The organism is Buttiauxella sp., from assembly GCF_049686335.1.
In the GTDB taxonomy this organism is placed as follows: Bacteria; Pseudomonadota; Gammaproteobacteria; order Enterobacterales; family Enterobacteriaceae; genus Buttiauxella.
Genome location: NZ_JBAVHX010000004.1, coordinates 273,293 through 297,490 on the forward strand (window position 1 = coordinate 273,293; position 24,198 = coordinate 297,490).

Sequence of the window (24,198 nt, forward strand, 5' to 3'; positions counted from 1 at the left end):
TGTAAAATTAATCATCAAATATAATTGACATATATCGATTGTATCGATAATACTTATCCCATCAACACGCAGCAACGAACCACCCAGGCAGGACGCTCACGAAGTAGCGGCCCGACGCATATGAAGATCGGGATGAGGTGGTGAGATTAACGCGCAGCAGGTTAAGTAATGTTCTGGCAGCCGGGAAGACGGCAAAGGGGATTGAGATGGTTAACCAACACTACGGCACGATGCCGATGATTCGCCAGTGTGTGGCGCCGGGGATGATGGCACTACATGAAGGCCGTACTTACCGGGTTTCAGCAGTAATCAACGAGCGTCAGTGGACCTACCTGCATGCAGGAGTTGATGTTCTTCGAATCAATGATTGTGTAATTGAAGTTTTGTTAGATGGGCGCGGTAATCCGCTGATTCATTAACGCAAAAACCCGCGCAAGGCGGGTTCTACGTCCAGCGCTACCGACCAAAGCACGCTGGAAATCTAAATGACCAAAGTAACCACCCAATGGGCGCTATCAATGGCTCGGGGATTCTATAACCCAAAGGAGCGTAAACGCAATGATGTACGCATATTTGATTAAAAGCCGGAAGAATTCCGGGAAGCCTAACCTCTTCGTTTGGCTTGAAAGCAAATCCGATTCTCGCGCTGACCGTGAAGTGATGAACATTCTGGAAGATGCGGAAATCGAAACCGGTCGCGGCGCTGATCACCAGCTGCCTGTTCGAACTGATTTGCCTGTGTTCGATGACCTGCCAGAAGAAGGCGTTCTGGATAACACCTGGTGCGACCGTTACGAACTGGCTGAAGATGCCAAGACGTGGCAGAAGATTATCACTGAGGCCTCAGGTACTTCTTCTTCCATTAAAAAAAGCACCACAACTACATTACCGAAGACCAGTGGTGAAAACCTGCGTCCAGTTACTCGCCTGCGTTTACCACAGCGCCTGATTGCTCATCTAATTTATGATGATGAATTAACGGAGATTAGCGAAGCTCAGCATATTGAGATTGGGGAAGCTGAGTCAGACGAAAATAATATTTATGTATGTAATCTTCTGAAATCTATCACCAATGTTCCAGGCATTAGCGAGCTATCAGCTCATGTCGAATGGAGTCTCATTGACGCATTCAAAAGAGTATTCCCGCAAGCTGAGTTTCACCTGGCCACAGCACTCCCGGCATTTACAGAATTTATGACTGCATGGGTTGCGGCTGAGCCAAAAGAACGCGCATTCGTAACCAGAGAATGGATTTATGAAAAAGTACCCTCTCTCCAAAATTTGCCAGTAGTAGAAAAGCTCTCCAATGACTCGAAAGTACCTTCTCGTGAGCAGGTGTCGGAGCGACTGGCTGAGATGCGCAACCTTAGCGATGACGACATCATCGACAGCAGCAAGCTGCCATTCCCAACTCAGATTGCTCACTTCTGGCTGGGTGGCATGTACACAGCCACACCTAATGAGCGCAAAGCAGCAACCGCTGCGGCGATGGATACAGATAATAGCTATCTGCAAAACGTCATTCTTGCCTTCAATACCGTTGAGCCCTGCAAACACTGCTACGACCATATCCGTCAGAGCCTGATTGAAATCATTCAGCGCATTTGGCCAGTTGATGGAAAAGCACCTGAGCTAAATCTGGTACTGACTTTCACTAAAGAGTGGATGACAGCCATCAATGACAGCTCCGATAGCGACGGCGTGAAGCGCAAAGCCATTACAGAAAAATGGCTAACAAAATATCGCAAAGAGCGCACGCCAACTGGAGCAACTGCTGGTGGGCTGAATAAAACTGACCGCAATCCTGACCTGATTCACACCCTCGATACTCTCGACGAGGAAATTGCGTGCGCCCTTCTGCCTATGGATTTTGATATCTATAACATCCCCGGCAGCATTCACCGCCGCGCTAAAGAGATGGTTGCAGCTAAAGAATCTCCATGGAAAGAGTGGTCTCGTAAACTGCGCCACTGCCCAGGTATTCTCGATTATTCGCGCGCTGCTATTTTTGCTCTGATTCGTAGCGCCGCACCAAACGTCCACATGATGCCCGGCACTCACCAGGCATGGATTAACGCGAAGCTGACCGAATCAAATCATGCAAATCCTGATGCTGAAACTGTGGCAGAAGCTATGGGATCAACAGCCCCGATGACCACCTTTGAATCCAGCAATGACGCGGTTTCTGACACAATTACTGACGAAACAGTCAGCACCTCGAATGAGCCAGATATTAAGAGCCTCGGGAGTGGTGTGTTTTCAATTGAAGGTTTGATCGGTGATCAATCGGACAACACTGCCGACATCAAAGCCCCCTTAAATGAAGTCGTAAAAGAAGAAGAAGTAAAACTAACGGAGACCACCAGCAATGAGCAGATGGAAACGATTGTCAGCAATGAAATCACGAGTCGTGCTGAGATTCCAGCAAGCGAAAGTGTTGCTGCAGATGGTGAAGAAATCATTGCCGTAGAGCAGTCCGCTAATGAGTTCCCTGCTTATTTTGAGCCAGGCCGTTATGAAAGTTTGCCGAATGATGTTTACCACGGCGCTAACGGGATCAGCAGCACGCAGGTGAAAGATGCACGAGTGAGCCTGATGTATTTCCAAGGCCGCCATATCACTAAAACCATCGGGCGCGAAACCAGTGAAGCATTCACATTCGGCACTCTGGTTCATGCGCTGGCGCTTGAGCCGGAAACACTCGATACGGACTTTGCTGTTTTCCCTGGTATTCCTGAAGGGGCTTTCACCAATACCGATTCACTGAAAACTTTCATTCGCGAATACAACGAAGGAAAGGACAAATCAGAACAGCTGAAACTGACTGGCACAAAAGATGTTTTGTCGGCTGCTATCCGGACAGTGAAGCCTGATGCCATCTTTGCAGATGAATTCGAGCAGCAATGGAACGAAGCCAATCAGGACAAGATCATTCTGAGCGAACGCCAGCTGGCTCATGCGAAAGCGATTCAACAGGCGCTGTTCAACCACCCTTCTGCTGGCCAGCTCCTGCAACATCCTAACCGGGCGAACGAAGTCAGTTATTTCGGCATGGATGAGGAAACCGGTTTAGAAGTTCGTGTTCGCCCTGACCTCGAGATTGATATGTCCGGCGTGCGTATCGGTACCGACCTCAAGACAATCAGCCTGGGCAAAGTGAAACAAGACTTCCTGCGCGCCAAACTGCACCGCGAAATCATCGAGCGTGATTATCACCTCAGCGCTGCGATGTACTGCGATGTCGCCGACTTCAACCAGTTCTTCTGGATCTTCGTGAACAAAGACGAGGGTTATCACTGGGTCGCGATTATTGAGGCATCGGAGGAACTGCTGGAACTTGGCCGACTGGAATACCGTAAGGCGATGAATGCCATCAGCAATGCGCTCGATACCAATTTGTGGCCAGCACCGATCACCGAAGACTACACCGACGAACTGAACGATTTTGATATGCGCCGCCTTGAAGCGCTGCGCCTGGCATAAGGGGAACGACCATGGAAAATACAAATATCGTAATGACTGAACAGCAGGCACCTAACACTATTTCAGCTAGCAACTCCATTTTCAATGTTCAGGCCTTGGGTCAGTTGCAGGCATTCGCAGGATTGATGGCGCAATCTGCCGTGACCGTTCCTGCACACCTTGCAGGAAAACCGGCTGACTGTATGGCCATCGTAATGCAGGCCATGCAATGGGGGATGAACCCCTACGCAGTAGCGCAGAAAACACACCTGGTTAACGGCGTTCTTGGATATGAAGCACAACTGGTTAATGCGGTAATTGCCAGTTCAAACGCCATTCAAGGCCGCTTCCATTACCGTTACGGCGGGGAATGGGAACGCTGCACGACCACTAAAGAGGTGACACGCGAGAAGACAGGGAAAAATGGGAAGTACACCTCCACCGAACGCATTCGCGGCTGGGAAGATGAAGATGAGATTGGCCTGTTTGTTCAGGTAGGGGCAATTCTGCGCGGTGAGACCGAAATCACCTGGGGTGAACCGGTTTATTTCTCTGGTGTTGTGACGCGCAACTCCCCGCTGTGGGTATCTAACCCTAAACAGCAAATTGCTTACCTGGGCGTTAAATACTGGGCTCGCCTGTATTGCCCTGAAGTCATTCTGGGTGTTTACAGCGCAGATGAGACAGAACCAAAACCAGAGCGCGAAATCAATCCTGTGCCAGCACAGCGCGTAAGCCTGAAAGAAATTGCGTCAGACAAGCCAGCAACTTCTCCACAGGAGCCGGTAACAGACATAAATGGCCTGGTGGAAGAATTCCGTAGCCGTATTGATGCTGTTCAGGATGTTGACGCAGCCAAGGCAATTCGCTCAGACGTTGAATCGGCAAAAGCCACTCTGGGCAATGCCATCTACACCGAACTGAAAAATAAAGCTGTCGCCCGCTATCACCGCGTGGACCACAAAAACCGCGTAGAGGCGGCGATCAACTCCTTGCCAAATCCAGATGAACCGGAAGCGGATGCTCGCTTTGCGGAAGTGGAGCGCATGCTCTTGGCAGCGAAACGTCATTTGGGAGAGGAGCTTCACGATCAGTTCTCAATCACCCTAACCGATATGCGTCCTGAATATATCGCTGATTAACTACCACCGGGAGGGTAACACCTCCCGCTTACAGGTGACGTTATGAAACTGATTAATCGCAGCAAACAATCGCCAATAGGCCGTCGGGCATGCGAAGCAGCTCTGGCCGCCCACTATGAACGTTACGGCGAATATGGCGTTGAGAAAACGACAACGAATTACATAACAGCCGTTGATGGCATGAAAGTGATCGTTGAAGTGGTGAATAGAAGATGCAGCTACGTGGCCACGGCAATGACCGGGTTCCGTAAATTACGCAATCTACCAGCGCAGGCGCACTGATTTTTGAATATCAATTTTTTACGGCCCCGAAATGGGGCCAAAGTGAGGACCTAACAATGGACGAGACTATTCTTCTGACCCGTGACCTGATGCAGCACTATCACATATCCCGAAAAACGTTGTGGTCATGGCAAAGTCAGGAAACCATGCCTAAGGGATTTGCGCGCCCATTCCCAGCACCCGATTTCCCCGGGAACCCAAATAGATGGAAATCATCATCAATAAAGGAATGGGAAAATGGTAGCAGCAATCACTAACAAATTGGCTCGCGCATAATAGCTTCTAGATGTTTATCCCAAACATCCATCCAGTGCCTCTGGTCATCAAGGTAGTCGTGAAGGTTATAGTGAGCCATTACGCCAACCATCTGATGACCTAAAATCTTTTCAATAACATGAGGCGGGCAACCTAACGATGACAGTGTGGTAGCAAGAGTTCGACGTAAATCGTGTAGAGACCATTCGTCCATTTTTGCTCCTAGCCGCGTACTTTTAGCAAAATTCGCAGCTACCTGGCCTGATATCGGTCTGTCGAACTCAAGTCCTTCAATTTTTCGTTGTGAAGTTACTACGTGTTCCGTTTTCACCTTTTCTCTGTGATCCTTCAGAAGGCGAATAGCTACATCAGGCAATGCACGGCGTATCGTTTTGCGTGTTTTATAGTGCGACGCGGGAACAATCCAGGTTTTATCTTCCAAATCAAACCAAGACCATTTTGCTTGACGAATTTCAGCGGTACGACAGCCCGTAACCATTATGAATTTAATCATAAATCTTGATTCTGGCGTTTGCCTGAATTTCAACCAATCGAATATCGTTTTTAATTCATCCGATTTAAGTACCCTATCCTTCCTTTTTGGTTTTTGTCCCATATCAGAAGGAAGCATACCCTCCAGCGGATTGCTCTTAATCGCTTCACGAGCAGAGCAAAATTTAAAGGCTCGCTTGCACAACGAGACCATGTAATGAGCCATAACCCTGCTTTCAATTGAATCAAACACGCCAACCCAATGCTTTCTGTTGGTGCTGTCAATTTTGACATCGCCAAGTATGGGGGCGATATGTTTGTTGTATTCCAGAATATAGTAATCTGTTTTGACTAAGCCATTTGGACGACAATATTTTTCAATCCAATAGAAGAATGCCTCTGTCGTTGTTAATGCCTCTGTACGGTCAATGCGTTCTAGCCGAATCCGCTCACGAGGGTCATAGCCATCCATCAGCCAACCACGAAATTGTTGCCTTCGTTCCCTGGCTTGGGCAATACTCATTGCAGGATATTCGCCAATGTTTAATTTTACCGCTTTTGCTTCCCAGCGGTAACGGTAGAAAAATGTGACTTTCCCTGCCTGGCTGATTCTTGCATTTAGTCCATGAGTATCAGCAACGATCTCAATTTCTTCGCGTCGTTTACCAAGAGCCTTTTTAAGTTTCGTGTCAGTAAGCATGATTGAGTACACATTTGTAATGCTGGTACGCAAAAGTGTACACAAAGTACGTTGCTCAAAGATACTCATAAGGTAACAATAAGTAGCATACTGAATCTGAATCCTTACCTAGGCCTTGCTACTAAAGGGAATGAGGGTAACAGTTGGTTTCATAAATTTATTCATCTACTCACTATGCTGAACCATACAAAAAGGTCTTTTGATTTCTAAGAAAGCGCAATAAATCATCAACTTATAAGGGTTAACTCTTATAACTATTCATCAAGGGCACTCAAAAATACACTCTGTATTTTTCGGTGCCTTTTTTATGATCCCCTGTTCCGTCAGCATTAATCTGAATGTTTTGATGGAAATAGCATCGAATTAATAGCGTCATAGAGTTGCATGCTTACAAATTGAACATTACGATAGCCCGATTAAAACGCGAGCAATCACCCTGCCAATGCAACTGAACGCTTCTGTTATTCCCTTTTTCAAATACGTTGATTAGCTAAAGCATGACTCTACCGTACCAATATCCAGAACATCTTCGCCATACCTTAGAAACACTCCCATCAGCGCCTGGTGTGTATATTTTTTACGGTACCGATCAGAGCTTCCCGCTCTACATTGGCAAAAGTGTCAATATCCGAAGCCGTGTCATGTCGCACTTCAGAACCCAGTCTGAAGCGAAATTACTGCATATGACCACCCGCATTGGCTTTCACAAAACCATCGGAGAAATTGGCGCACTGCTTCTTGAGTCCCAGCTCATCAAAAACCAAAGTCCGCTGTTCAACAAGAGATTACGCGTGGCGCGAAAGCTCTGTTCGCTGCGTATTACTGACGAAACCACGCAATTTGTGTTCAGCAACGAAACGGACTTCACCCATGCGCAGGACTTGTTTGGACTCTTTAAAACCAAACATGCCGCCATTGATCAAATTCGCGAGTTAGCTGACGAGCAAAAGCTTTGTTACGGTACGTTGGGTCTGGAAAAGTTATCGGCTGGCAGAGCGTGCTTCCGTTTCTCTCTGGGGAAATGTGGCGGAGCCTGTTGTGGGAAAGAGACTAAAGATGCTCATCAACAAAGGCTTAGAGAGGCACTTGAATCGACGAGAATTCGTAGCTGGCCCTACGCCGGTCGCATTGCGATTGAAGAGAGATCAGAAGATCAGACTGAGTACCATATCCTGAATAACTGGCTCTATCTGGGAACAGCAACGTCGCTGGAGTCAGGAAAAGCCATAGTGACGCCCGCCACCTATTTTGACCGGGATAGTTACAAAATCCTTTGTCGGCATGTTTTCACGCGCGACGGCCTGAACATCGTCGAGCTGGACTAATAGCGGCGCTTTTATTATCAGTTTCTCAAATTCGATGACAGTGATAATCTCGCTTCAACTTTCAGCGCTGTATTTGCAATTTTCAGGAATGTTGATGGATCTTTTTGATGAGTCTTACGAGCAACATAAGCAGTCGGTAGGTAATCAGGAAGCACGCTGGAACAGCTGGCTGGCCAGTCATCCGTTGGTGATTGTTGCGGTAGGATTGGTCACAGTGATGATTATTTTACTGGCAATGCACTTCTCATAATTTCCGTTTTACTCCCGTCTTGTCGCTTCTCGCATGGCTTCAACGTTTGGAAATTACTGGGCACCGCAAGCGGTGCCCTGACGTTACGACGCCCATTGATCGTGAATGGCAAACAACAAGGAATTACGCTGGCGGTTTGCCTGGCACTTTCTGATGGCGTGAATGCGCATGTTGCGGCGTGACTGACCTTCCAGCCAACGCGATCTGCGCCGTTGCGTCTGACGAAGCATACGCCACCGTCCGACCTCAGTTCTACTACGCCTCATTTTTACGACTCTGGTTGCATGTAAGACGCGCCATTATAGAGCCTTCTGCCCTACAGACCAGTCGTTTTACGATTATCCCCGCCATACTTGAAGTTGATGGCTCATCGGTTGCTCGCACTGCCCTCGCTCCGGTTAATTTGGGTATAGTTTTAGTGTTAACCGATGGCGGTTGTGCGTAAACTCAAAACATACGGTTTCTAAAGGATTTTTGGACTATGACAACCTTCTATACAGTCTTTAGTTGGCTGATAATTTTAGGTTACTGGCTTTTAATAGCTGGCGTGACGCTGCGCATTTTGATGAAGCGTCGTGCAGTTCCTTCGGCCATGGCATGGCTTCTTATCATTTATATTCTTCCGCTGGTTGGGATAATTGCTTATCTCTCGTTTGGCGAATTGCATCTTGGCAAACGGCGTGCTGAACGCGCTCGCGCCATGTGGCCTTCAACTGCTAAGTGGCTAAACGACCTCAAAAGCTGCAAACATATTTTTGCCGAAGAAAACAGTGAGGTTGCGACTTCGCTATTTCAGCTGTGCGAGCGCCGTCAGGGGATTGGCGGCGTGAAAGGCAATCAGTTGCAGTTGCTCACCACTTCTGATGAAACGATGCATGCGTTGATTCGGGATATTCAACTGGCTCGCCATAACATTGAGATGGTGTTCTATATCTGGCAACCCGGGGGTTTAGCCGACCAGGTGGCTGAATCGCTGATGGCCGCGGCGCGTCGCGGTATTCATTGCCGCCTGCTGCTCGACTCGGCGGGGAGTGTCGCCTTCTTCCGCAGCCCGTGGGCCAACATGATGCGTAACGCAGGCGTGGAAGTGGTCGAAGCGCTGAAAGTAAATCTGATGCGTGTGTTCCTGCGCCGTATGGATTTACGCCAGCATCGTAAAATGGTGATGATCGATAATTACATCGCTTACACCGGCAGTATGAACCTGGTTGATCCACGCTTCTTTAAACAAGAAGCAGGCGTCGGGCAATGGGTCGATTTAATGGCGCGCATGGAAGGCCCGGTCGCCACCGCCATGGGGATTGTCTATTCCTGTGACTGGGAGATAGAAACCGGGAAGCGTATTTTGCCCCCTGCCCCGGACGCCAACATTATGCCGTTTGAAGAGGCCAGCGGGCACACGATTCATACCATTGCTTCCGGCCCGGGATTCCCTGAGGACTTAATCCATCAGGCGCTGCTGACGTCGGTCTATGCAGCGCGTGAATATCTGATTATGACGACCCCGTATTTTGTGCCAAGTGACGATTTGCTGCATGCCATTTGTACGGCGGCACAACGTGGCGTTGACGTGAGTATTATCGTTCCCCGTAAGAATGACTCTTTGCTGGTAGGCTGGGCCAGCCGTGCCTTCTTTACGGAACTGCTCGCCGCTGGGGTGAAGATTTATCAGTTCGAAGGCGGTTTGCTGCACACCAAGAGTGTGCTGGTCGATGGGCAATTGAGTTTAGTCGGCACCGTGAATCTGGATATGCGCAGCTTGTGGCTGAATTTCGAGATTACCCTGGTGATTGATGATTCCGGTTTTGCCAGCGATTTGGCTGCGGTACAAGACGACTATATCTCGCGTTCTCGCTTGCTGGATCAGCGTCTGTGGGTCAAACGTCCAATGTGGCAGCGCGTAGTAGAGCGACTGTTTTACTTCTTTAGCCCGTTGCTGTAAAACGTGGCGCATCAGCACTCGATAAGTGGAAATAGACATGGAAATGGATCTGAACAACCGCCTGACAGAAGATGAAACTCTCGAGCAGGCTTACGATATTTTTCTCGAGCTGGCGGTCGATAACCTCGATCCGGCAGATGTGATTTTGTTTAACCTGCAATTTGAAGAGCGTGGCGGTGCTGAGCTTTTTGACCCGGCAGAAGACTGGCAAGAACATGTGGATTTCGATCTGAATCCAGACTTCTTTGCTGAAGTGGTGATTGGCCTTGCGGATACCGATGGCGGGGAAATCAACGACATCTTCGCACGCGTGCTGTTATGCCGTGAAAAAGACCATAAGCTTTGCCATATTCTCTGGCGCGAGTAAGCCTTTGTAGGGCGGATAAGCGTTAGCGCCATCCGCCATTTACATCGGATCTAAAGCTTCGGCAACACACTCCCACAGGATTTACAGAACCGCGCTTCTTCGTCGTGATTGCCTTTATGGCAGTTCGGGCAAAAACGTGCACTGCGCTGTTTCTGGAATTCATTGGTCATATGCGCAGTGATAATCCCGGTCGGGATAGCAATCACTGAGTAACCAATCAAAATAAGTATCGACGCCACCATGCGACCCGGCCCGGTATGCGGCGTGATATCGCCATAGCCCACCGTTGTGACTGTCACCACCGCCCAATACACCGATGTGCCCAGTGTCGTAAAACCGTTGGGTGGCCCTTCAATGCCATACATCAACCCGCCTGCGACCACCATGACAATCATAATAAATGCGTAAAACAGGATGAGTTGATGTTTCGCATTGGTAATGGCCTGCCACAGGGTATTCAGCGTTGGCATATAACGCAGCAGCTTGAGGATCCTCAATACGCGTATCGCTCGCATTGCCCGCCAGGCAAAAACATAATTGACGCCAATTTCGGGCCACAGCCACAAAACATATAACGGCAAAATAGTCGCCAGATCGATAAAACCCCAGAAGCTGAAAACATATTTGCGTGGATTTGGCCAACACAAAACCCGGAAAATATATTCCAGCGTAAAAAGCAGCGTGAATCCTATTTCCAGGTAAACGAAAAGTTTCCATTCGTCGTAAGTCAGATGATATTGCGTGCCAAGCCCAGATTCGACAAATACCGCAATCACGCTAAGTAATGCGAGTAATCCACAAAACGCTTCGAAGCGTCGGCCTGATTTTGTTCTTTGGTCGAAGAGAAGATGGTACATCCGCTTACGCGCGGTGGTAATCAGCACGGTCACCTCACAAACTAAAAGGGCTGGCATCATGCCAGCCCTGCGAGATTATAGCGGGTCTACCTTAAGACAGGAAACGGCATGCTTGAAGCTGCCCTCCAGCACCGGGCGAGTTATCGCACATTCCGGCCCAGCAATTGGGCAGCGGGTGCGGAAAACACAGCCTGATGGCGGGTTGATAGGCGATGGCAACTCCCCTTCAAGAAGTTGTATCGTTTTGTTTCTTTCCAAATCCGGGTCGGGAATTGGCACCGCAGACATCAACGCTTTGGTATAAGGGTGCAGCGGATTATGGTACACCTCATCGTAGGTGCCCAGTTCAACTGCATGCCCCAGATACATCACCAGCACGCGGTCTGAAATGTGTTTTACCACAGCCAGATCGTGGGCGATGAAGATAAGCGACAGCCCCATCTCACGTTGCAGTTTTTGCAGCAGGTTAACGACCTGCGCCTGAATTGACACGTCGAGTGCAGAAACCGGTTCGTCACAGATAATCAGTTTTGGCTCAAGGATCAGGGCGCGCGCAATACCGATACGCTGACATTGCCCACCTGAAAACTCGTGCGGGTAACGGTTGATGAGGTTTGGCAGCAGGCCCACTTTCATCATCATTGCTTTTACGCGGTCACGAACTTCCTGACGCGGCATTTTCGGATGATAGGTACGCAGTGGCTCTGCAATAATATCGCCGATATTCATACGCGGGTTTAATGAGGCCAGCGGATCCTGGAAAATCATCTGGATGTCGCTACGCACATTACGCCACTCGTCCTGATTCATCCCCAGCAGATCTTTACCCAACCACGCCACACGGCCTTCGGTTGCTTTGACCAGGCCGATAATGGCACGGGCAAAGGTCGATTTGCCGCAACCTGATTCCCCTACCACACCCAGCGTTTCGCCTTCGTATAAACGCAGCGTCACACCATCAACGGCTTTCAGCGTTTTGGACGGTTGCCAGAACCACTGCTTGCCGTCTTTGATATCAAAGTGCACTTTGAGGTCGGCAATTTCCAGCAGGACTTTTTTCTCTTGGGTCACGGCGTTCATACCAACTCCTCCACTGGCTTAAAGCAGGCGCGTAAGCGGCCTTCACCAAATCGCTCCAGCGGCGGAGCCGTGTTGCAGATTTCCATCGCATGCGGGCAACGCGGCTGGAACGGACAACCTTTTGGCAGACGCAGCAGGTTCGGCGGGTTGCCCGGAATGGTCAGCAATGATTCGCCTTCAGCATCCAGTCGTGGAACAGCATTGAGCAAGCCGATGGAGTAAGGATGAACCGGGTTGTAGAACACGTCACGCGCCTGGCCATACTCCATGGTACGACCCGCATACATCACCAGCACCTTGTCGCAGATCCCGGCAACCACGCCCAGATCGTGGGTGATCATGATAATCGCCGTATTGAACTCACGTTTGAGCTCATTAAGCAGCGTCATGATTTGCGCCTGAACGGTCACGTCTAACGCGGTGGTCGGTTCATCCGCAATCAGCAGTTTTGGACGACATAACAGTGCCATCGCAATCATGACGCGCTGACGCATACCACCAGAAAACTCATGGGGGAACATACGCATACGCTTGCGAGCTTCAGGCATTTTTACTGCATCAAGCATGCGAACAGATTCTTCAAACGCCTCTGCTTTGCCCAATTTTTTGTGCAGCATCAGCACTTCCATCAACTGCTCGCCGACACGCATATAGGGGTTAAGCGAAGTCATCGGATCCTGGAAAATCATTGAAATCTGCTCCGCACGCAGGCGGTTGAGTTGGCTCTCAGGCAGATTCAGGATCTCTTTACCGTTGAATTTTGCTGACCCGCCGATACGGCCATTCGCCGCCAGCAGACCCATTAAGGCAAAGGCGGTTTGCGATTTACCGGAACCGGATTCACCTACGATGCCCAGTGTTTCACCGGCACGCAGGCTGAAGTTCAGATCGTTTACCGCAGTAACATCACCGTCTGGCGTACCAAAGGTGACGCGCAGATCTTTTACGTCTAACAACGTAGAAGTCTGGCTCAGTGGAGTAACCACCGCAGGATTTTCAATTGTGCTCATCGCGGCACTCCTTAACGATCTTTCGGGTCGAGGGCATCACGCAAGCCATCGCCGATAAAGTTGAAACAGAACAGGGTCACGACGAGGAAGCCTGCCGGGAACATCAGCAGCCAGGGTGAAACTTCCATCGAGTTCGCACCATCACTCAGCAGTGCGCCCCAGCTACTTAACGGCTCTTGCGTACCCAGACCCAGGAAGCTCAGGAAGGATTCGAACAAGATCATGCTCGGTACCAGCAGTGAGGCGTAAACCACAACCACCCCCAGAACGTTTGGCACGATGTGACGCACGACAATATTCGCCGTGGAAACCCCACCAACCTGGGCTGCTTCGATGAACTCTTTACGCTTGAGGCTCAGGGTCTGGCCACGAACGATACGCGCCATATCCAACCAGGACACCATCCCGATTGCCACAAAGATAAGCAGGATGTTTTGCCCGAAGAAGGTCACCAGCAAAATAACGAAGAACATAAACGGGAAGGAGTTGAGGATCTCCAACAGACGCATCATGACTGAGTCGGTTTTACCGCCCAGATAACCCGCAAGCGAGCCGTATAATGTGCCGACAACCACAGCAACCAGCGCTGCAGCCACACCGACCATCAGAGAAATTCGCCCGCCGATTGCCACGCGAACTAATAGATCACGACCAGAGGAGTCGGTGCCAAAGTAGTGCCCGGAGACCGTGTCAGGTGCAGCAGACATCATTCCCCAGTCGGTATCAAAGTAACTAAACTGCGACAACATCGGCGCAAAAGTCACGAACAGTGCAATGAATGCCAGAACAATCAGACTGGCCACCGCAGCGCGGTTATGCATAAAACGGCGACGCGCATCTTGCCAAAGGCTACGGCCTTCTACTTCAAGTTTTTCACTGAAGTTTTCCAGCGCCTCGCTGTTTTTCTTACTCAACATCATGGCGAACTCCAGTGTCAGTAACGGATTTTCGGATCGATAACGGCGTACAGCACGTCAACAATCGCGTTAAAGAGAATAGTCAGCGCGCCTACCAGAATGGTGAGGCTCAGAACCAGTGAATAGTCACGGTTCAACGCTCCGTTTACGAACAGCTGGCCAATACCCGGTAATCCGTAAATGGTTTCAATAACCATCGAGCCTGTGATGATACCGACAAAAGCCGGGCCTAAATAAGACAGCACAGGTAACAGAGCGGGTTTCAACGCGTGGCGCAAAATAATGCGACGCATCGGCAACCCTTTGGCGCGAGCAGTACGGATAAAGTTAGAGTGCAGCACTTCAATCATCGAGCCACGAGTTATACGTGCAATGCTCGCAATATAAGCTAATGAAAGTGCAACCATTGGCAGGATCATGTATTGAATCGCCCCGCCGTTCCAGCCCCCACCCGGTAACCATTTAAGTGTGATAGCAAATATCAGAACCAGTAACGGGGCGACCACGAAACTGGGGATAACCACCCCGGTCATGGCGATCCCCATTACGGCGTAATCCCATTTGGTATTTTGATTCAGTGCAGCGATGACGCCGGCTAACACGCCTAACACCACGGCGAAGATAAATGCGGCGGCACCTAATTTTGCAGAGACTGGGAAGCTTGAGGCCACCAGATCATTTACTGAATAATCTTTATATTTAAATGACGGGCCAAAATCACCGTGAGCCAGTTGCTTCAGATAACTGAAGTACTGTGTCGTGATCGGATCGTTTAAATGATATTTAGCTTCAATGTTCGCCATGACTTCAGGCGGAAGTGCACGTTCGCTGGTAAATGGACTACCCGGCGCAAGACGCATCATGAAGAATGAAATTGTTATAAGAATAAAGAGTGTCGGAATTGCTTCCAGACAACGACGCAGAATAAATTTCAACATTGCCCGTACCTTCTGGCTGTGCCTTTAGAGTGCGATAAAATAAGACACGATGGGGCAAACAATCTGAAGGTTCAGTGTTTGCCCCACGAATTGCCATTAATGTTTGATGATATACATATCTTTAGTATAGATATTGTCCATCGGGTCTTTACCGGTATAACCGCCAACCCATGGTTTCACCAGACGAGCATTCACGTAGTAATAAACCGGAACGATAGCAGAGTCTTTGCCCAGCTGTTGTTCAGCTTTATCGTACGCAGCACTGCGCTGTGCGTCATCAGTCGCTTTCAGCGATTCAGCCATGATGGCGTCAAATGCCGGGCTCTTATAATGCGCGGTATTCATTGAGCTGTCAGACAGCATGGTGTTCAGGAACGAAGTAGGTTCGTTATAGTCAGCACACCAGCCAGCACGCGCCACATTGTAGTTACCCTGGTGACGGGTATCGAGGAAGGTTTTCCATTCCTGGTTCACCAACTTCACGTTCACACCAAGGTTTTTCTGCCAGATAGAAGCGGCAGCGATAGCCAGCTTTTTGTGCAGGTCAGAGGTGTTGTACAGCAGGTCAAAGGTCAAAGGTTTGTCTTTGGTGTAACCCGCTTCAGCCAGCAGTTTCTTAGCTTCTTCGTTACGTTTTTCCTGAGTCCAGGAGAACCACTCAGGTTTAGTCAGTTTAGCGCCGTCAGCATAAGGAGGCGTGTAGCCATAAGCTGGCAGATCGCCCTGCGCTTTAACTTTGTTGACGATAATATCGCGATCCAGGCCCAGTTTCAGCGCGGTACGAACACGCACATCATCAAATGGAGCTTTCTGGTTGTTGATTTCGTAGTAGTAAGTACACAGGTACGGATCAACGTGAACTTCAGCTGGGATCTCTTTCTTCAGCTTCTGGAACAGTTCGATCGGCAGGTTGTTATACGTCATGTCGATTTCGCCGCTGCGGTAGCGGTTTACGTCGGTCACTTCAGAAGAGATTGGCAGATAGGTAATCTGATCAATGACAGTTTTCGCGTTGTCCCAATAGTTGGTATTACGCTCCATCACGATACGTTCGTTAACAACCCAGTCTTTCAGTTTATATGCGCCGTTAGAAACGATGTTCGCAGGCTGGGTCCACTTCTCACCAAACTTCTCAATGGCGGTTTTATTTACCGGGGACATCGCCGGGTTAACCAGCAGTTTGTAGAAGTAAGGAACAGGCTCGCTCAGAGTGACTTCCAGGGTATGGTCGTCAATAGCTTTTACGCCCAGTTCACTTGGTTTCTTTTTGCCGTCGATGATTTCATCAACGTTTACGATATGACCATATTGCGGATAGCTTGCATATGGGGACGCGGTATTAGGATCAACCAGACGCTGCCAGCTATAAACGAAATCTTGTGCCGTTACCGGCTCGCCGTTAGACCATTTCGCATCTTTACGCAGATGGAAGGTCCAGACTTTAAAATCTTTGTTATCCCATGATTCTGCAACACCAGCAATTGGGTGACCATCTTTTGGAGAGGTAATTAGCAGGCCTTCGAACAGGTCACGGCTAACGTTTGACTCTGGCACACCTTCAATTTTGTTTGGATCAAGGGACTGTGGTTCAGCACCGTTATTACGAATCAACGTTTGCTTTTCTGACAGTTGAACACCTGCAGGAACTTCGGCCGCCATGGCCACATTGCCTACAATTAGCGCGGTTAAAATACTTGCTGCTACCAGACTTTTTTTTGTGATGATGGACATTGTGTTGATACTCCACTCATTATAATTACCGACCCGAAAGTCAGCCTCTTCCCCTTTGGGGTTCCTTAACAGCGCAAGAGCGTTATGCGACTGCCAGGATTTATTTTGTGTTACCTGCTATCACCGACTTTATTTTGGGGATGCTCTTTGTGGCACCCTGATCCGTCGATTCTTAATCAACCCACCCTGTTCTCAGGTTGATTTTGATGAGTCATCTGTAAATGAAACATTTTTCAGATAATTGTGTTGTCCGGAAAGTATCAAAAGCACCTAACTCCCGCCAATACAATTTGCAAATTTGTTAACCATTTCTCTTTTATCTCTTCACTAAGTGGTCCGGGAAGATACTACACCAGCACAGTTAGTCGAGATAACTCTCTAAAAATAAAAGAAATAGCGGTATGAAATGGGTTGCTTATCTTTCTGCATGAGCACACAACCCTATTATTCACGAAAACTTAACAATTGGTTGTTTTTTAGCACATTCAACTGCAAGACAGCTTGAATAACTAATATCATCTCAATAAAGCCTCAGCAAGTGTCATTGTGTAGTGTGAGTTAAATAACGATTTGATTGTGACTTTTATGTACAGCCGAAAAAAATGCCTGCCGCTAATATACGGTTTCCAAAGCATTTTCTTATGAATGATTTTCTTATGAACAGAATAGAAATGCTTATGCTTCAAACAAACTGGTGGGGTTTTAACAAAAAAAAAGCAGAATCGTTATTCTGCTTTTTCATATATCAGTTTCAGCAGAACTAACTTAATAGTCCTGGGAAGATCGTTTTCAGGCCGGTCACAATAAATTCAATGCCCAGAGCCATCAACAGCAGCCCCATGATACGGGTAATAACGTTAATGCCGGTTTGCCCAAGCAGGCGTACCAGGAACGGCGCCAGGCGAAAAACCAGCCAACAGCAAAAAGCAAACAGGGCAATGGCAATGGTAAAACCGATTAAATAATTCCATGAATGGTAACGCGTGCCCCAGACGATAGTCGAACTGATTGCACCCGGACCGGCCATTAATGGAAGAGCCAACGGGACGACGCCAACGCTTTCGCGGATAGCACTCTCTGATTTTTCTTGTTTGTTCTGTTTATCTTCCCCGAGCTTACCGCTGATCATCGACATCGCGATGGTGACGACCAGGATACCGCCGGCAATACGGAAGGAATCTATTGATATACCGAATAGCTGTAGAATGCCGTCGCCCAGGAACAATGACGTCCACAAAATAATGGCGACTGAAAGGTTGGCTGTTAGATTGGTTTTGTTCCTCGCTATCGCCGTTTGATAGCTGGTCATGCTGATAAAAACAGGGATGATCCCGACCGGGTTTACCAGCGCGAATAATCCAATAAAGAACTTAAAATAAGTTGGCAAATCAAATAAGGATTGAGCCACTAAAAACTCCGCAAATGAACGTAGCAAAGGCCGCGGTAATGTAATGGAAAACCACTGCTGGCGCTATGCCCTTTCGCAGCATAGATAACTACTTTTATAAGCAAATGCGATATTAAACAATAATGTTACCCACTTGTTGGAAATATGGTAGTTTGTTTTATCTTTGCTGTGACAAAAATTTTAAAGACTTATCAATAACCTGAATCTGGCATGCTGAATGGAGTCAGCCTTGAGATAATGTGATGTAAATCACAAAAAACCTACTCAGAAGTGAGTACTCTTGGATACATCTGAAGAGCGTATGATTCAGACCATGAATAGGTTTTTTCGATAAGGCTCTTTTAGTAAATCAGCAAGATGTTTTGGGAAGTTTTTGGAATAGTCGTGGCCCCTCTTCTACGCAAGCTGTTGCCCGCTGACTATACTGTACTGTCATCTCGAGCAGCTCATTTACTAAAAGAGTTTAACATTATCAGGAGAGCATTATGGCTGTAACTAATGTCGCTGAACTTAACGCACTTGTAGAGCGCGTCAAGAAAGCCCAGCGTGAATATGCCAACTTTACTCAAGAGCAAGTTGATAAAATCTTCCGCGCCGCCGCTCTGGCTGCTGCTGATGCTCGAATCCCCCTCGCGAAACTAGCCGTTGCCGAATCAGGCATGGGTATCGTTGAAGATAAAGTGATCAAAAACCACTTTGCTTCAGAGTATATCTACAACGCTTATAAAGATGAGAAAACCTGTGGTGTTCTGGACGAAGACCAGACCTTCGGTACTATCACTATCGCTGAGCCAATCGGTATCATCTGCGGTATCGTGCCGACCACTAACCCGACTTCTACTGCGATCTTTAAGTCTCTGATCAGCCTGAAGACGCGTAACGCGATCATCTTCTCTCCACACCCACGTGCAAAAGACGCGACTAACAAAGCCGCAGACATCGTTCTGCAAGCTGCTATCGCTGCTGGTGCACCTAAAGATCTGATCGGTTGGATTGACCAGCCATCTGTAGAACTGTCTAACGCCCTGATGCACCACCCAGATATCAACATGATTCTGGCAACAGGTGGCCCAGGCATGGTTAAAGCGGCATACAGCTCCGGTAAACCAGCAATCGGCGTAGGCGCAGGTAACACCCCAGTTGTTGTTGACGAAACTGCTGACATCAAACGTGTTGTTGCTTCTATCCTGATGTCCAAAACCTTCGATAACGGCGTAATCTGTGCTTCCGAGCAATCAGTTATCGTTGTTGATTCTGCATACAATGCAGTACGTGATCGTTTTGCATCCCACGGCGGCTACATGCTGCAGGGCTCAGAGCTGAAAGCTGTTCAGGACATCATCCTGAAAAATGGCGCACTGAACGCAGCTATCGTTGGTCAGCCAGCAACCAAAATTGCTGAACTGGCAGGCTTCACTGTACCGGCTGACACCAAGATTCTGATTGGTGAAGTGAGCGTTGTTGACGAATCTGAGCCATTCGCTCACGAAAAACTGTCTCCAACTCTGGCTATGTACCGTGCTACAAGCTTCGAAGATGCAGTCGTTAAAGCTGAGAAACTGGTTGAGATGGGCGGTATCGGTCATACCTCTTGCCTGTACACCGACCAGGACAACCAGCCAGAGCGCGTTAAGCACTTCGGCGACAAAATGAAAACTGCACGTATCCTGATCAACACCCCTGCTTCTCAGGGTGGTATCGGTGACCTGTACAACTTCAAACTCGCGCCTTCCCTGACTCTGGGTTGTGGTTCATGGGGTGGTAACTCCATCTCTGAGAACGTGGGTCCTAAGCACCTGATCAACAAGAAAACCGTTGCTAAGCGAGCTGAGAACATGTTGTGGCATAAACTTCCGAAATCTATCTACTTCCGCCGCGGCTCACTGCCTATCGCGCTGGACGAAGTGATTACTGATGGTCACAAACGTGCGATGATCGTTACCGACCGCTTCCTGTTCAACAACGGCTATGCAGACCAGATCACTTCTGTTCTGAAAGCGGCTGGCGTTGAAACTGAAGTCTTCTTCGAAGTAGAAGCTGATCCAACTCTGTCCGTAGTACGTAAAGGTGCAGAACTGGCGAACTCCTTCAAACCAGACGTGATCATCGCGTTGGGCGGCGGTTCCCCAATGGATGCTGCGAAAATCATGTGGGTGATGTACGAGCACCCAGAAACTCACTTCGAAGAACTGGCACTGCGCTTCATGGACATCCGTAAGCGTATCTACAAGTTCCCGAAAATGGGCGTAAAAGCGAAAATGATCGCGGTTACCACCACTTCCGGTACGGGTTCTGAAGTGACTCCGTTTGCAGTTGTAACTGATGATGCAACTGGCCAGAAATACCCACTGGCTGACTACGCTCTGACTCCAGATATGGCGATTGTTGATGCCAACCTGGTGATGGATATGCCTAAGTCCCTGTGTGCATTCGGTGGTCTGGATGCAGTGACTCACTCCCTGGAAGCTTACGTTTCCGTACTGGCGAGCGAGTTCTCTGACGGTCAGGCTCTGCAAGCGCTGAAACTGCTGAAAGAAAACCTGCCAGCGTCTTACCATGAAGGTTCTAAAAACCCAGTGGCTCGTGAGCGTGTACACAACGCTGCGACCATCGCGGGTATCGCGTTTGCGAACGCCTTCCTGGGTGTGTGTCACTCAATGGCTCACAAACTGGGTTCACAGTTCCACATTCCTCACGGTCTGGCGAACGCCCTGTTGATCTCCAACGTTATCCGCTATAACGCGAATGACAACCCAACCAAGCAGACTGCATTCAGCCAGTATGACCGCCCACAAGCGCGTCGTCGTTATGCTGAAATCGCAGACCACCTGGGTCTGAGCGCACCGGGCGACCGTACTGCTGCTAAGATCGAGAAACTGCTGGCATGGCTGGAAAGCATCAAGGCTGAACTGGGTATTCCTAAGTCCATCCGCGAAGCAGGCGTTCAGGAAGCTGACTTCCTGGCTCACGTTGATAAACTGTCTGAAGATGCGTTCGATGACCAGTGTACCGGTGCTAACCCACGTTACCCACTGATCTCTGAACTGAAACAGATTCTGATGGATACCTTCTACGGTCGTGATTACGTAGAAGAAGGCAGCGTGCCAGCATCAAATAAAGAAGTTGCTCCAGTCGTTAAAGCTGACAAGAAAGCGAAGAAAACCGCTTAATTGTAAAGGCTAAGAAAAAACCCGCTTCGGCGGGTTTTTTTATGTCTATTTTTCAAATTCGCGCTGCAAGCCATTACACGGCCAAAAGAGACAAAGGCTTCTCCTTGCCTCTCTTTCAATTTTTATGCGCTCTGAATGCCCTGTAGAGAGCCATTTTGCAATGCTTCTTTGTAATGCTTGCGACAAACCGAGACATATCGTTCGTTGCCACCTATAACCACCTGTTCACCCTGGTTATATGGACGGCCTTCCTGGTCAAGTCGCAGCACCATGCTCGCTTTACGCCCACAGAAACAGATTGTTTTTAATTCCACGAGCTTATCTGACCATGCCAATAAATACTGGCTGCCCCCAAATAATTCACCCTGAAAATCAGTGCGTAATCCATAACACAATACGGGAATATCTAATTCGTCTACCACGTCTGATAACGCCAGCACCTGGTCGCGGGACAAGAATTGACATTCATCCACCAGGACACAATGCACGGCATCACGTTGATGCTCATCGCGTATTTCATTGAATAATTGAGTGGAACCATTGAACAGCTTGGCAGGCGACGACAACCCAATACGCGAACTCACCTTTCCAGAACCAAATCGATTGTCAATTTCTGCGGTATACACCAGCGTGCGCATTCCGCGTTCTTGATAGTTGTATGAGGATTGCAGTAATGCCGTGGATTTACCCGCGTTCATTGCGGAATAGTAAAAGTAGAGTTGTGCCATTGGTCAGCTAGCCTGAGTTAAAATGTAAATATTATTAACATGGATTATATCATAAGCCGTTACAGAGTTGCCGTAACCCGACGGTGCCCGGAAAAAATTCTGTATAGTTCGTCGGATATATAAGTCATAGAGCAGAATGGATGAAAGCTTTCAGATGTTTGACGTTCGTCACGCTGCGCATAACTTACGGAGCTTTAAGAGTTTTCTTTGCTATTTGGTGGAACTCATTGAAACCCTAATAATAATTAACTATTAAGAATATCCACAGTGGCAGACAATAATACCAAAGGTTGATATTTCACCATTAATGCTTTTATGCCTCAATTTAGCGCTCAACAACCCCTGCTACTCTCAGGGTTGTTGTCGAAAAAGTGAGTTATCGAGGTTTTGTTTACTCGCGATTGACTCGCTATGCAGGACAAAATTTAAGTTAATGCACTTTAATAAATCGACAAAATATTATGTAATTTTGAATTCCTTACATTACCGGCTATTGCAGAACTTAATTTAAGCCTCTATTATTAGCCCATCAAGCCAACCATCAATATAAGATTGAGATTACTAAAATGAGCGAAGCACTTAAAATTCTGAACAACATCCGCACCCTTCGTGCTCAAGCTAGAGAATGTACTCTGGAAACGCTGGAAGAAATGCTGGAGAAATTAGAAGTTGTAGTTAACGAACGTCGCGAAGAAGATAATGCTGCTGCAGCAGAAATTGAAGAGCGTACTCGTAAACTGCAACAATACCGTGAAATGCTGATTGCTGACGGCATTGACCCAAATGAATTACTGAATAGCATGGCTGCTGTTAAATCTGCAGGCAAAGCAAAACGCGCTGCACGCCCAGCTAAATATCAGTACATCGACGAAAACGGCGAAAGCAAAACCTGGACTGGCCAGGGCCGTACTCCAGCAGTAATCAAAAAAGCAATGGAAGAACAAGGCAAGAAACTGGAAGATTTCCTGATTGCCTAATTTTCGCTTTTAGTGCTGCTTATTAAATCCCGCTTCGGCGGGATTTTTATTATCTGCACTATGGAATTTTAAATCCTGCCGATAAACGACAGCGACAAAAAAAGGAAGCTCAGGCTTCCTTTTTCATTTTACGGGCTTATCACGTTTCAGGTATCAGCTGACTTTATAGAAGGCTTTATACCAGTCTACAAAGCGCTGTACGCCCTCTTGTACCGATGTCTGTGGCTTGAAGCCGATAACGTCATACAAGGCCTGCGTATCGGCGCTGGTCTCCAGTACGTCACCAGGCTGCATAGGAAGCATGTTCTTCTGCGCAACTTTGCCCAGTGAGGTTTCCAGTGCAGTAATATAGTCCATCAACGCCACCGGACTGCTATTACCGATGTTATATACACGGTAAGGCGCGGAGCTGGTCGCTGGCGTTCCTTCTTCTACAGACCATTGTGCATCAGGTTGTGGAATGACATCCTGTAAACGCACAATCGCTTCGGCAATATCATCGATATAAGTAAAATCACGACGCATTTGTCCGTGATTGTAAACATCAATACTCTTCCCTTCGACAATCGCACGGGTAAATTTAAATAAAGCCATATCCGGGCGACCCCACGGGCCATAAACGGTAAAGAAACGCAAACCCGTGGTCGGCAGACCATATAAGTGCGAGTAGGTATGTGACATCAACTCGTTAGCTTTTTTAGTTGCCGCATATAAAGAAATTGGATGATCGACGCTATCATCCGTTGAGAACGGAAGTTTTCGATTCAGGCCATATACTGAGCTTGAAGAAGCATATAACAGATGCCCTACTTTATTATGGCGGCAACCTTCAAGCACATTTAAATGCCCGACCAGGTTTGAATCCGCGTAAGCCAGAGGGTTATCGATTGAATAACGAACACCTGCTTGCGCTGCAAGATGAATCACACGATCAAATTTCTCTGTGGCAAATAAATCTGCCATAGCATTACGATCGGCGAGGTCAATTTGTTCGAAACGGAATGAAGCGTGAGGCGCGAGGAGATCAAGACGTGCTTGCTTAAGATTGACGTCATAATAGTCGTTCAGGTTATCGATACCGATAACCTGGTGTCCCGCATTGAGCAGACGCTCGCTAACATGGAATCCAATAAAACCTGCACTGCCGGTAACCAAATATTTCATA

19 protein-coding genes and 2 pseudogenes are annotated in these 24,198 nt (G+C 48.1%); 10 read left to right on the forward strand and 11 right to left on the reverse strand.

The genetic code is table 11. The annotated features are described in order from the left end of the window. Nucleotides 1–206 precede the first annotated feature (206 nt). The 4 genes and pseudogenes from WBL83_RS01665 (at nucleotide 207) to WBL83_RS01680 (ending at nucleotide 4,886) form a co-directional block, all read left to right on the forward strand. Entirely contained in the window at nucleotides 207–419 is a 213-nt protein-coding gene (locus tag WBL83_RS01665) for a cell division protein FtsZ (RefSeq protein ID WP_424587511.1), read from the forward strand. A gap of 139 nt (nucleotides 420–558) precedes the next feature. Further along, nucleotides 559–3,474, forward strand: a pseudogene (locus WBL83_RS01670) (PD-(D/E)XK nuclease-like domain-containing protein); the annotation flags it as partial. Further along, nucleotides 3,449–4,604: pseudogene (locus tag WBL83_RS01675) on the forward strand (RecT family recombinase). The pseudogenes WBL83_RS01670 and WBL83_RS01675, both read left to right, overlap by 26 nt. Nucleotides 4,605–4,646: 42 nt before the next feature. Beyond that, nucleotides 4,647–4,886, forward strand: a complete 240-nt coding sequence (locus WBL83_RS01680; RefSeq protein WP_424587512.1) for a DUF4060 family protein — start codon at nucleotides 4,647–4,649, stop codon at nucleotides 4,884–4,886. A 253-nt stretch (nucleotides 4,887–5,139) separates the two neighbouring features. Here WBL83_RS01680 and WBL83_RS01685 read toward each other — a convergent pair whose 3' ends face one another. Further along, entirely contained in the window at nucleotides 5,140–6,333 is a 1,194-nt protein-coding gene (locus tag WBL83_RS01685) for a tyrosine-type recombinase/integrase (protein WP_424587513.1), read from the reverse strand. Between the two features lie 497 nt (nucleotides 6,334–6,830). On the opposite strand from WBL83_RS01685, the gene cho reads away from it, so the two are divergent. Then, nucleotides 6,831–7,658 carry an excinuclease Cho gene (gene cho, locus WBL83_RS01690; RefSeq protein ID WP_424587514.1) on the forward strand — a complete coding sequence of 276 codons (828 nt, stop codon included), beginning with the start codon at nucleotides 6,831–6,833 and terminating at the stop codon, nucleotides 7,656–7,658. Nucleotides 7,659–7,752: 94 nt separating this feature from the next. Next, nucleotides 7,753–7,908: a hypothetical protein gene (locus tag WBL83_RS01695; protein WP_424587515.1), complete on the forward strand. Its 156-nt coding sequence runs from the start codon at nucleotides 7,753–7,755 to the stop codon at nucleotides 7,906–7,908. A gap of 83 nt (nucleotides 7,909–7,991) precedes the next feature. On the opposite strand, the gene WBL83_RS01700 is transcribed toward WBL83_RS01695, so the two are convergent. Beyond that, entirely contained in the window at nucleotides 7,992–8,174 is a 183-nt protein-coding gene (locus tag WBL83_RS01700) for a YciY family protein (protein WP_139883052.1), read from the reverse strand. Between the two features lie 215 nt (nucleotides 8,175–8,389). Between WBL83_RS01700 and cls the strand changes: the two genes are divergently transcribed. Beyond that, nucleotides 8,390–9,850, forward strand: coding sequence for a cardiolipin synthase (cls, locus tag WBL83_RS01705; RefSeq protein WP_424587516.1), 1,461 nt, complete (start codon nucleotides 8,390–8,392; stop codon nucleotides 9,848–9,850). 37 nt (nucleotides 9,851–9,887) lie between these two features. Further along, nucleotides 9,888–10,217, forward strand: coding sequence for an HI1450 family dsDNA-mimic protein (locus WBL83_RS01710; RefSeq protein ID WP_034455830.1), 330 nt, complete (start codon nucleotides 9,888–9,890; stop codon nucleotides 10,215–10,217). A 50-nt stretch (nucleotides 10,218–10,267) separates the two neighbouring features. Here the strand turns inward: WBL83_RS01710 and WBL83_RS01715 are convergent, their stop codons facing one another. The 7 genes from WBL83_RS01715 to WBL83_RS01745 all read right to left on the reverse strand — a co-directional run bounded on the left by WBL83_RS01715 (nucleotide 10,268) and on the right by WBL83_RS01745 (nucleotide 18,158). Then, complete coding sequence (locus WBL83_RS01715; protein WP_424587517.1) at nucleotides 10,268–11,134, reverse strand: ion transporter; 867 nt, start codon at nucleotides 11,132–11,134, stop codon at nucleotides 10,268–10,270. A gap of 15 nt (nucleotides 11,135–11,149) precedes the next feature. Continuing rightward, nucleotides 11,150–12,154, reverse strand: coding sequence for a murein tripeptide/oligopeptide ABC transporter ATP binding protein OppF (gene oppF, locus WBL83_RS01720; RefSeq protein WP_183271649.1), 1,005 nt, complete (start codon nucleotides 12,152–12,154; stop codon nucleotides 11,150–11,152). Beyond that, the gene (locus WBL83_RS01725; protein WP_424587518.1) at nucleotides 12,151–13,164 is read right to left on the reverse strand and encodes an ABC transporter ATP-binding protein; all 1,014 of its coding nucleotides are present in this window, start codon (nucleotides 13,162–13,164) and stop codon (nucleotides 12,151–12,153) included. The genes oppF and WBL83_RS01725 overlap by 4 nt, the downstream gene beginning before the upstream one ends. Before the next feature lie 11 nt (nucleotides 13,165–13,175). Continuing rightward, complete coding sequence (oppC, locus tag WBL83_RS01730; protein ID WP_424587519.1) at nucleotides 13,176–14,084, reverse strand: oligopeptide ABC transporter permease OppC; 909 nt, start codon at nucleotides 14,082–14,084, stop codon at nucleotides 13,176–13,178. Nucleotides 14,085–14,098: 14 nt separating this feature from the next. Then, nucleotides 14,099–15,019: an oligopeptide ABC transporter permease OppB gene (gene oppB, locus WBL83_RS01735; RefSeq protein WP_324116624.1), complete on the reverse strand. Its 921-nt coding sequence runs from the start codon at nucleotides 15,017–15,019 to the stop codon at nucleotides 14,099–14,101. Nucleotides 15,020–15,115: 96 nt separating this feature from the next. Beyond that, on the reverse strand, nucleotides 15,116–16,750 hold the full coding sequence (oppA, locus tag WBL83_RS01740) for an oligopeptide ABC transporter substrate-binding protein OppA (protein WP_424587520.1): 1,635 nt from the start codon (nucleotides 16,748–16,750) through the stop codon (nucleotides 15,116–15,118). Between the two features lie 760 nt (nucleotides 16,751–17,510). Then, nucleotides 17,511–18,158 (reverse strand): YchE family NAAT transporter, encoded by a 648-nt coding sequence (locus WBL83_RS01745; RefSeq protein ID WP_183271654.1) that lies wholly within the window; start codon nucleotides 18,156–18,158, stop codon nucleotides 17,511–17,513. A 485-nt stretch (nucleotides 18,159–18,643) separates the two neighbouring features. Here WBL83_RS01745 and adhE point away from each other — a divergent pair, with 485 nt between their 5' ends. Beyond that, nucleotides 18,644–21,328 carry a bifunctional acetaldehyde-CoA/alcohol dehydrogenase gene (gene adhE, locus WBL83_RS01750; RefSeq protein ID WP_424587521.1) on the forward strand — a complete coding sequence of 895 codons (2,685 nt, stop codon included), beginning with the start codon at nucleotides 18,644–18,646 and terminating at the stop codon, nucleotides 21,326–21,328. A 122-nt stretch (nucleotides 21,329–21,450) separates the two neighbouring features. On the opposite strand, the gene tdk is transcribed toward adhE, so the two are convergent. Continuing rightward, the gene (gene tdk / locus WBL83_RS01755; RefSeq protein WP_424587522.1) at nucleotides 21,451–22,056 is read right to left on the reverse strand and encodes a thymidine kinase; all 606 of its coding nucleotides are present in this window, start codon (nucleotides 22,054–22,056) and stop codon (nucleotides 21,451–21,453) included. A 566-nt stretch (nucleotides 22,057–22,622) separates the two neighbouring features. Between tdk and hns the strand changes: the two genes are divergently transcribed. Beyond that, nucleotides 22,623–23,033: a histone-like nucleoid-structuring protein H-NS gene (gene hns, locus WBL83_RS01760; RefSeq protein ID WP_034494985.1), complete on the forward strand. Its 411-nt coding sequence runs from the start codon at nucleotides 22,623–22,625 to the stop codon at nucleotides 23,031–23,033. Nucleotides 23,034–23,186: 153 nt separating this feature from the next. Here hns and WBL83_RS01765 read toward each other — a convergent pair whose 3' ends face one another. After that, the gene (locus WBL83_RS01765) at nucleotides 23,187–24,197 is read right to left on the reverse strand and encodes an NAD-dependent epimerase (protein WP_424587523.1); all 1,011 of its coding nucleotides are present in this window, start codon (nucleotides 24,195–24,197) and stop codon (nucleotides 23,187–23,189) included. Nucleotide 24,198: the final 1 nt, after the last annotated feature.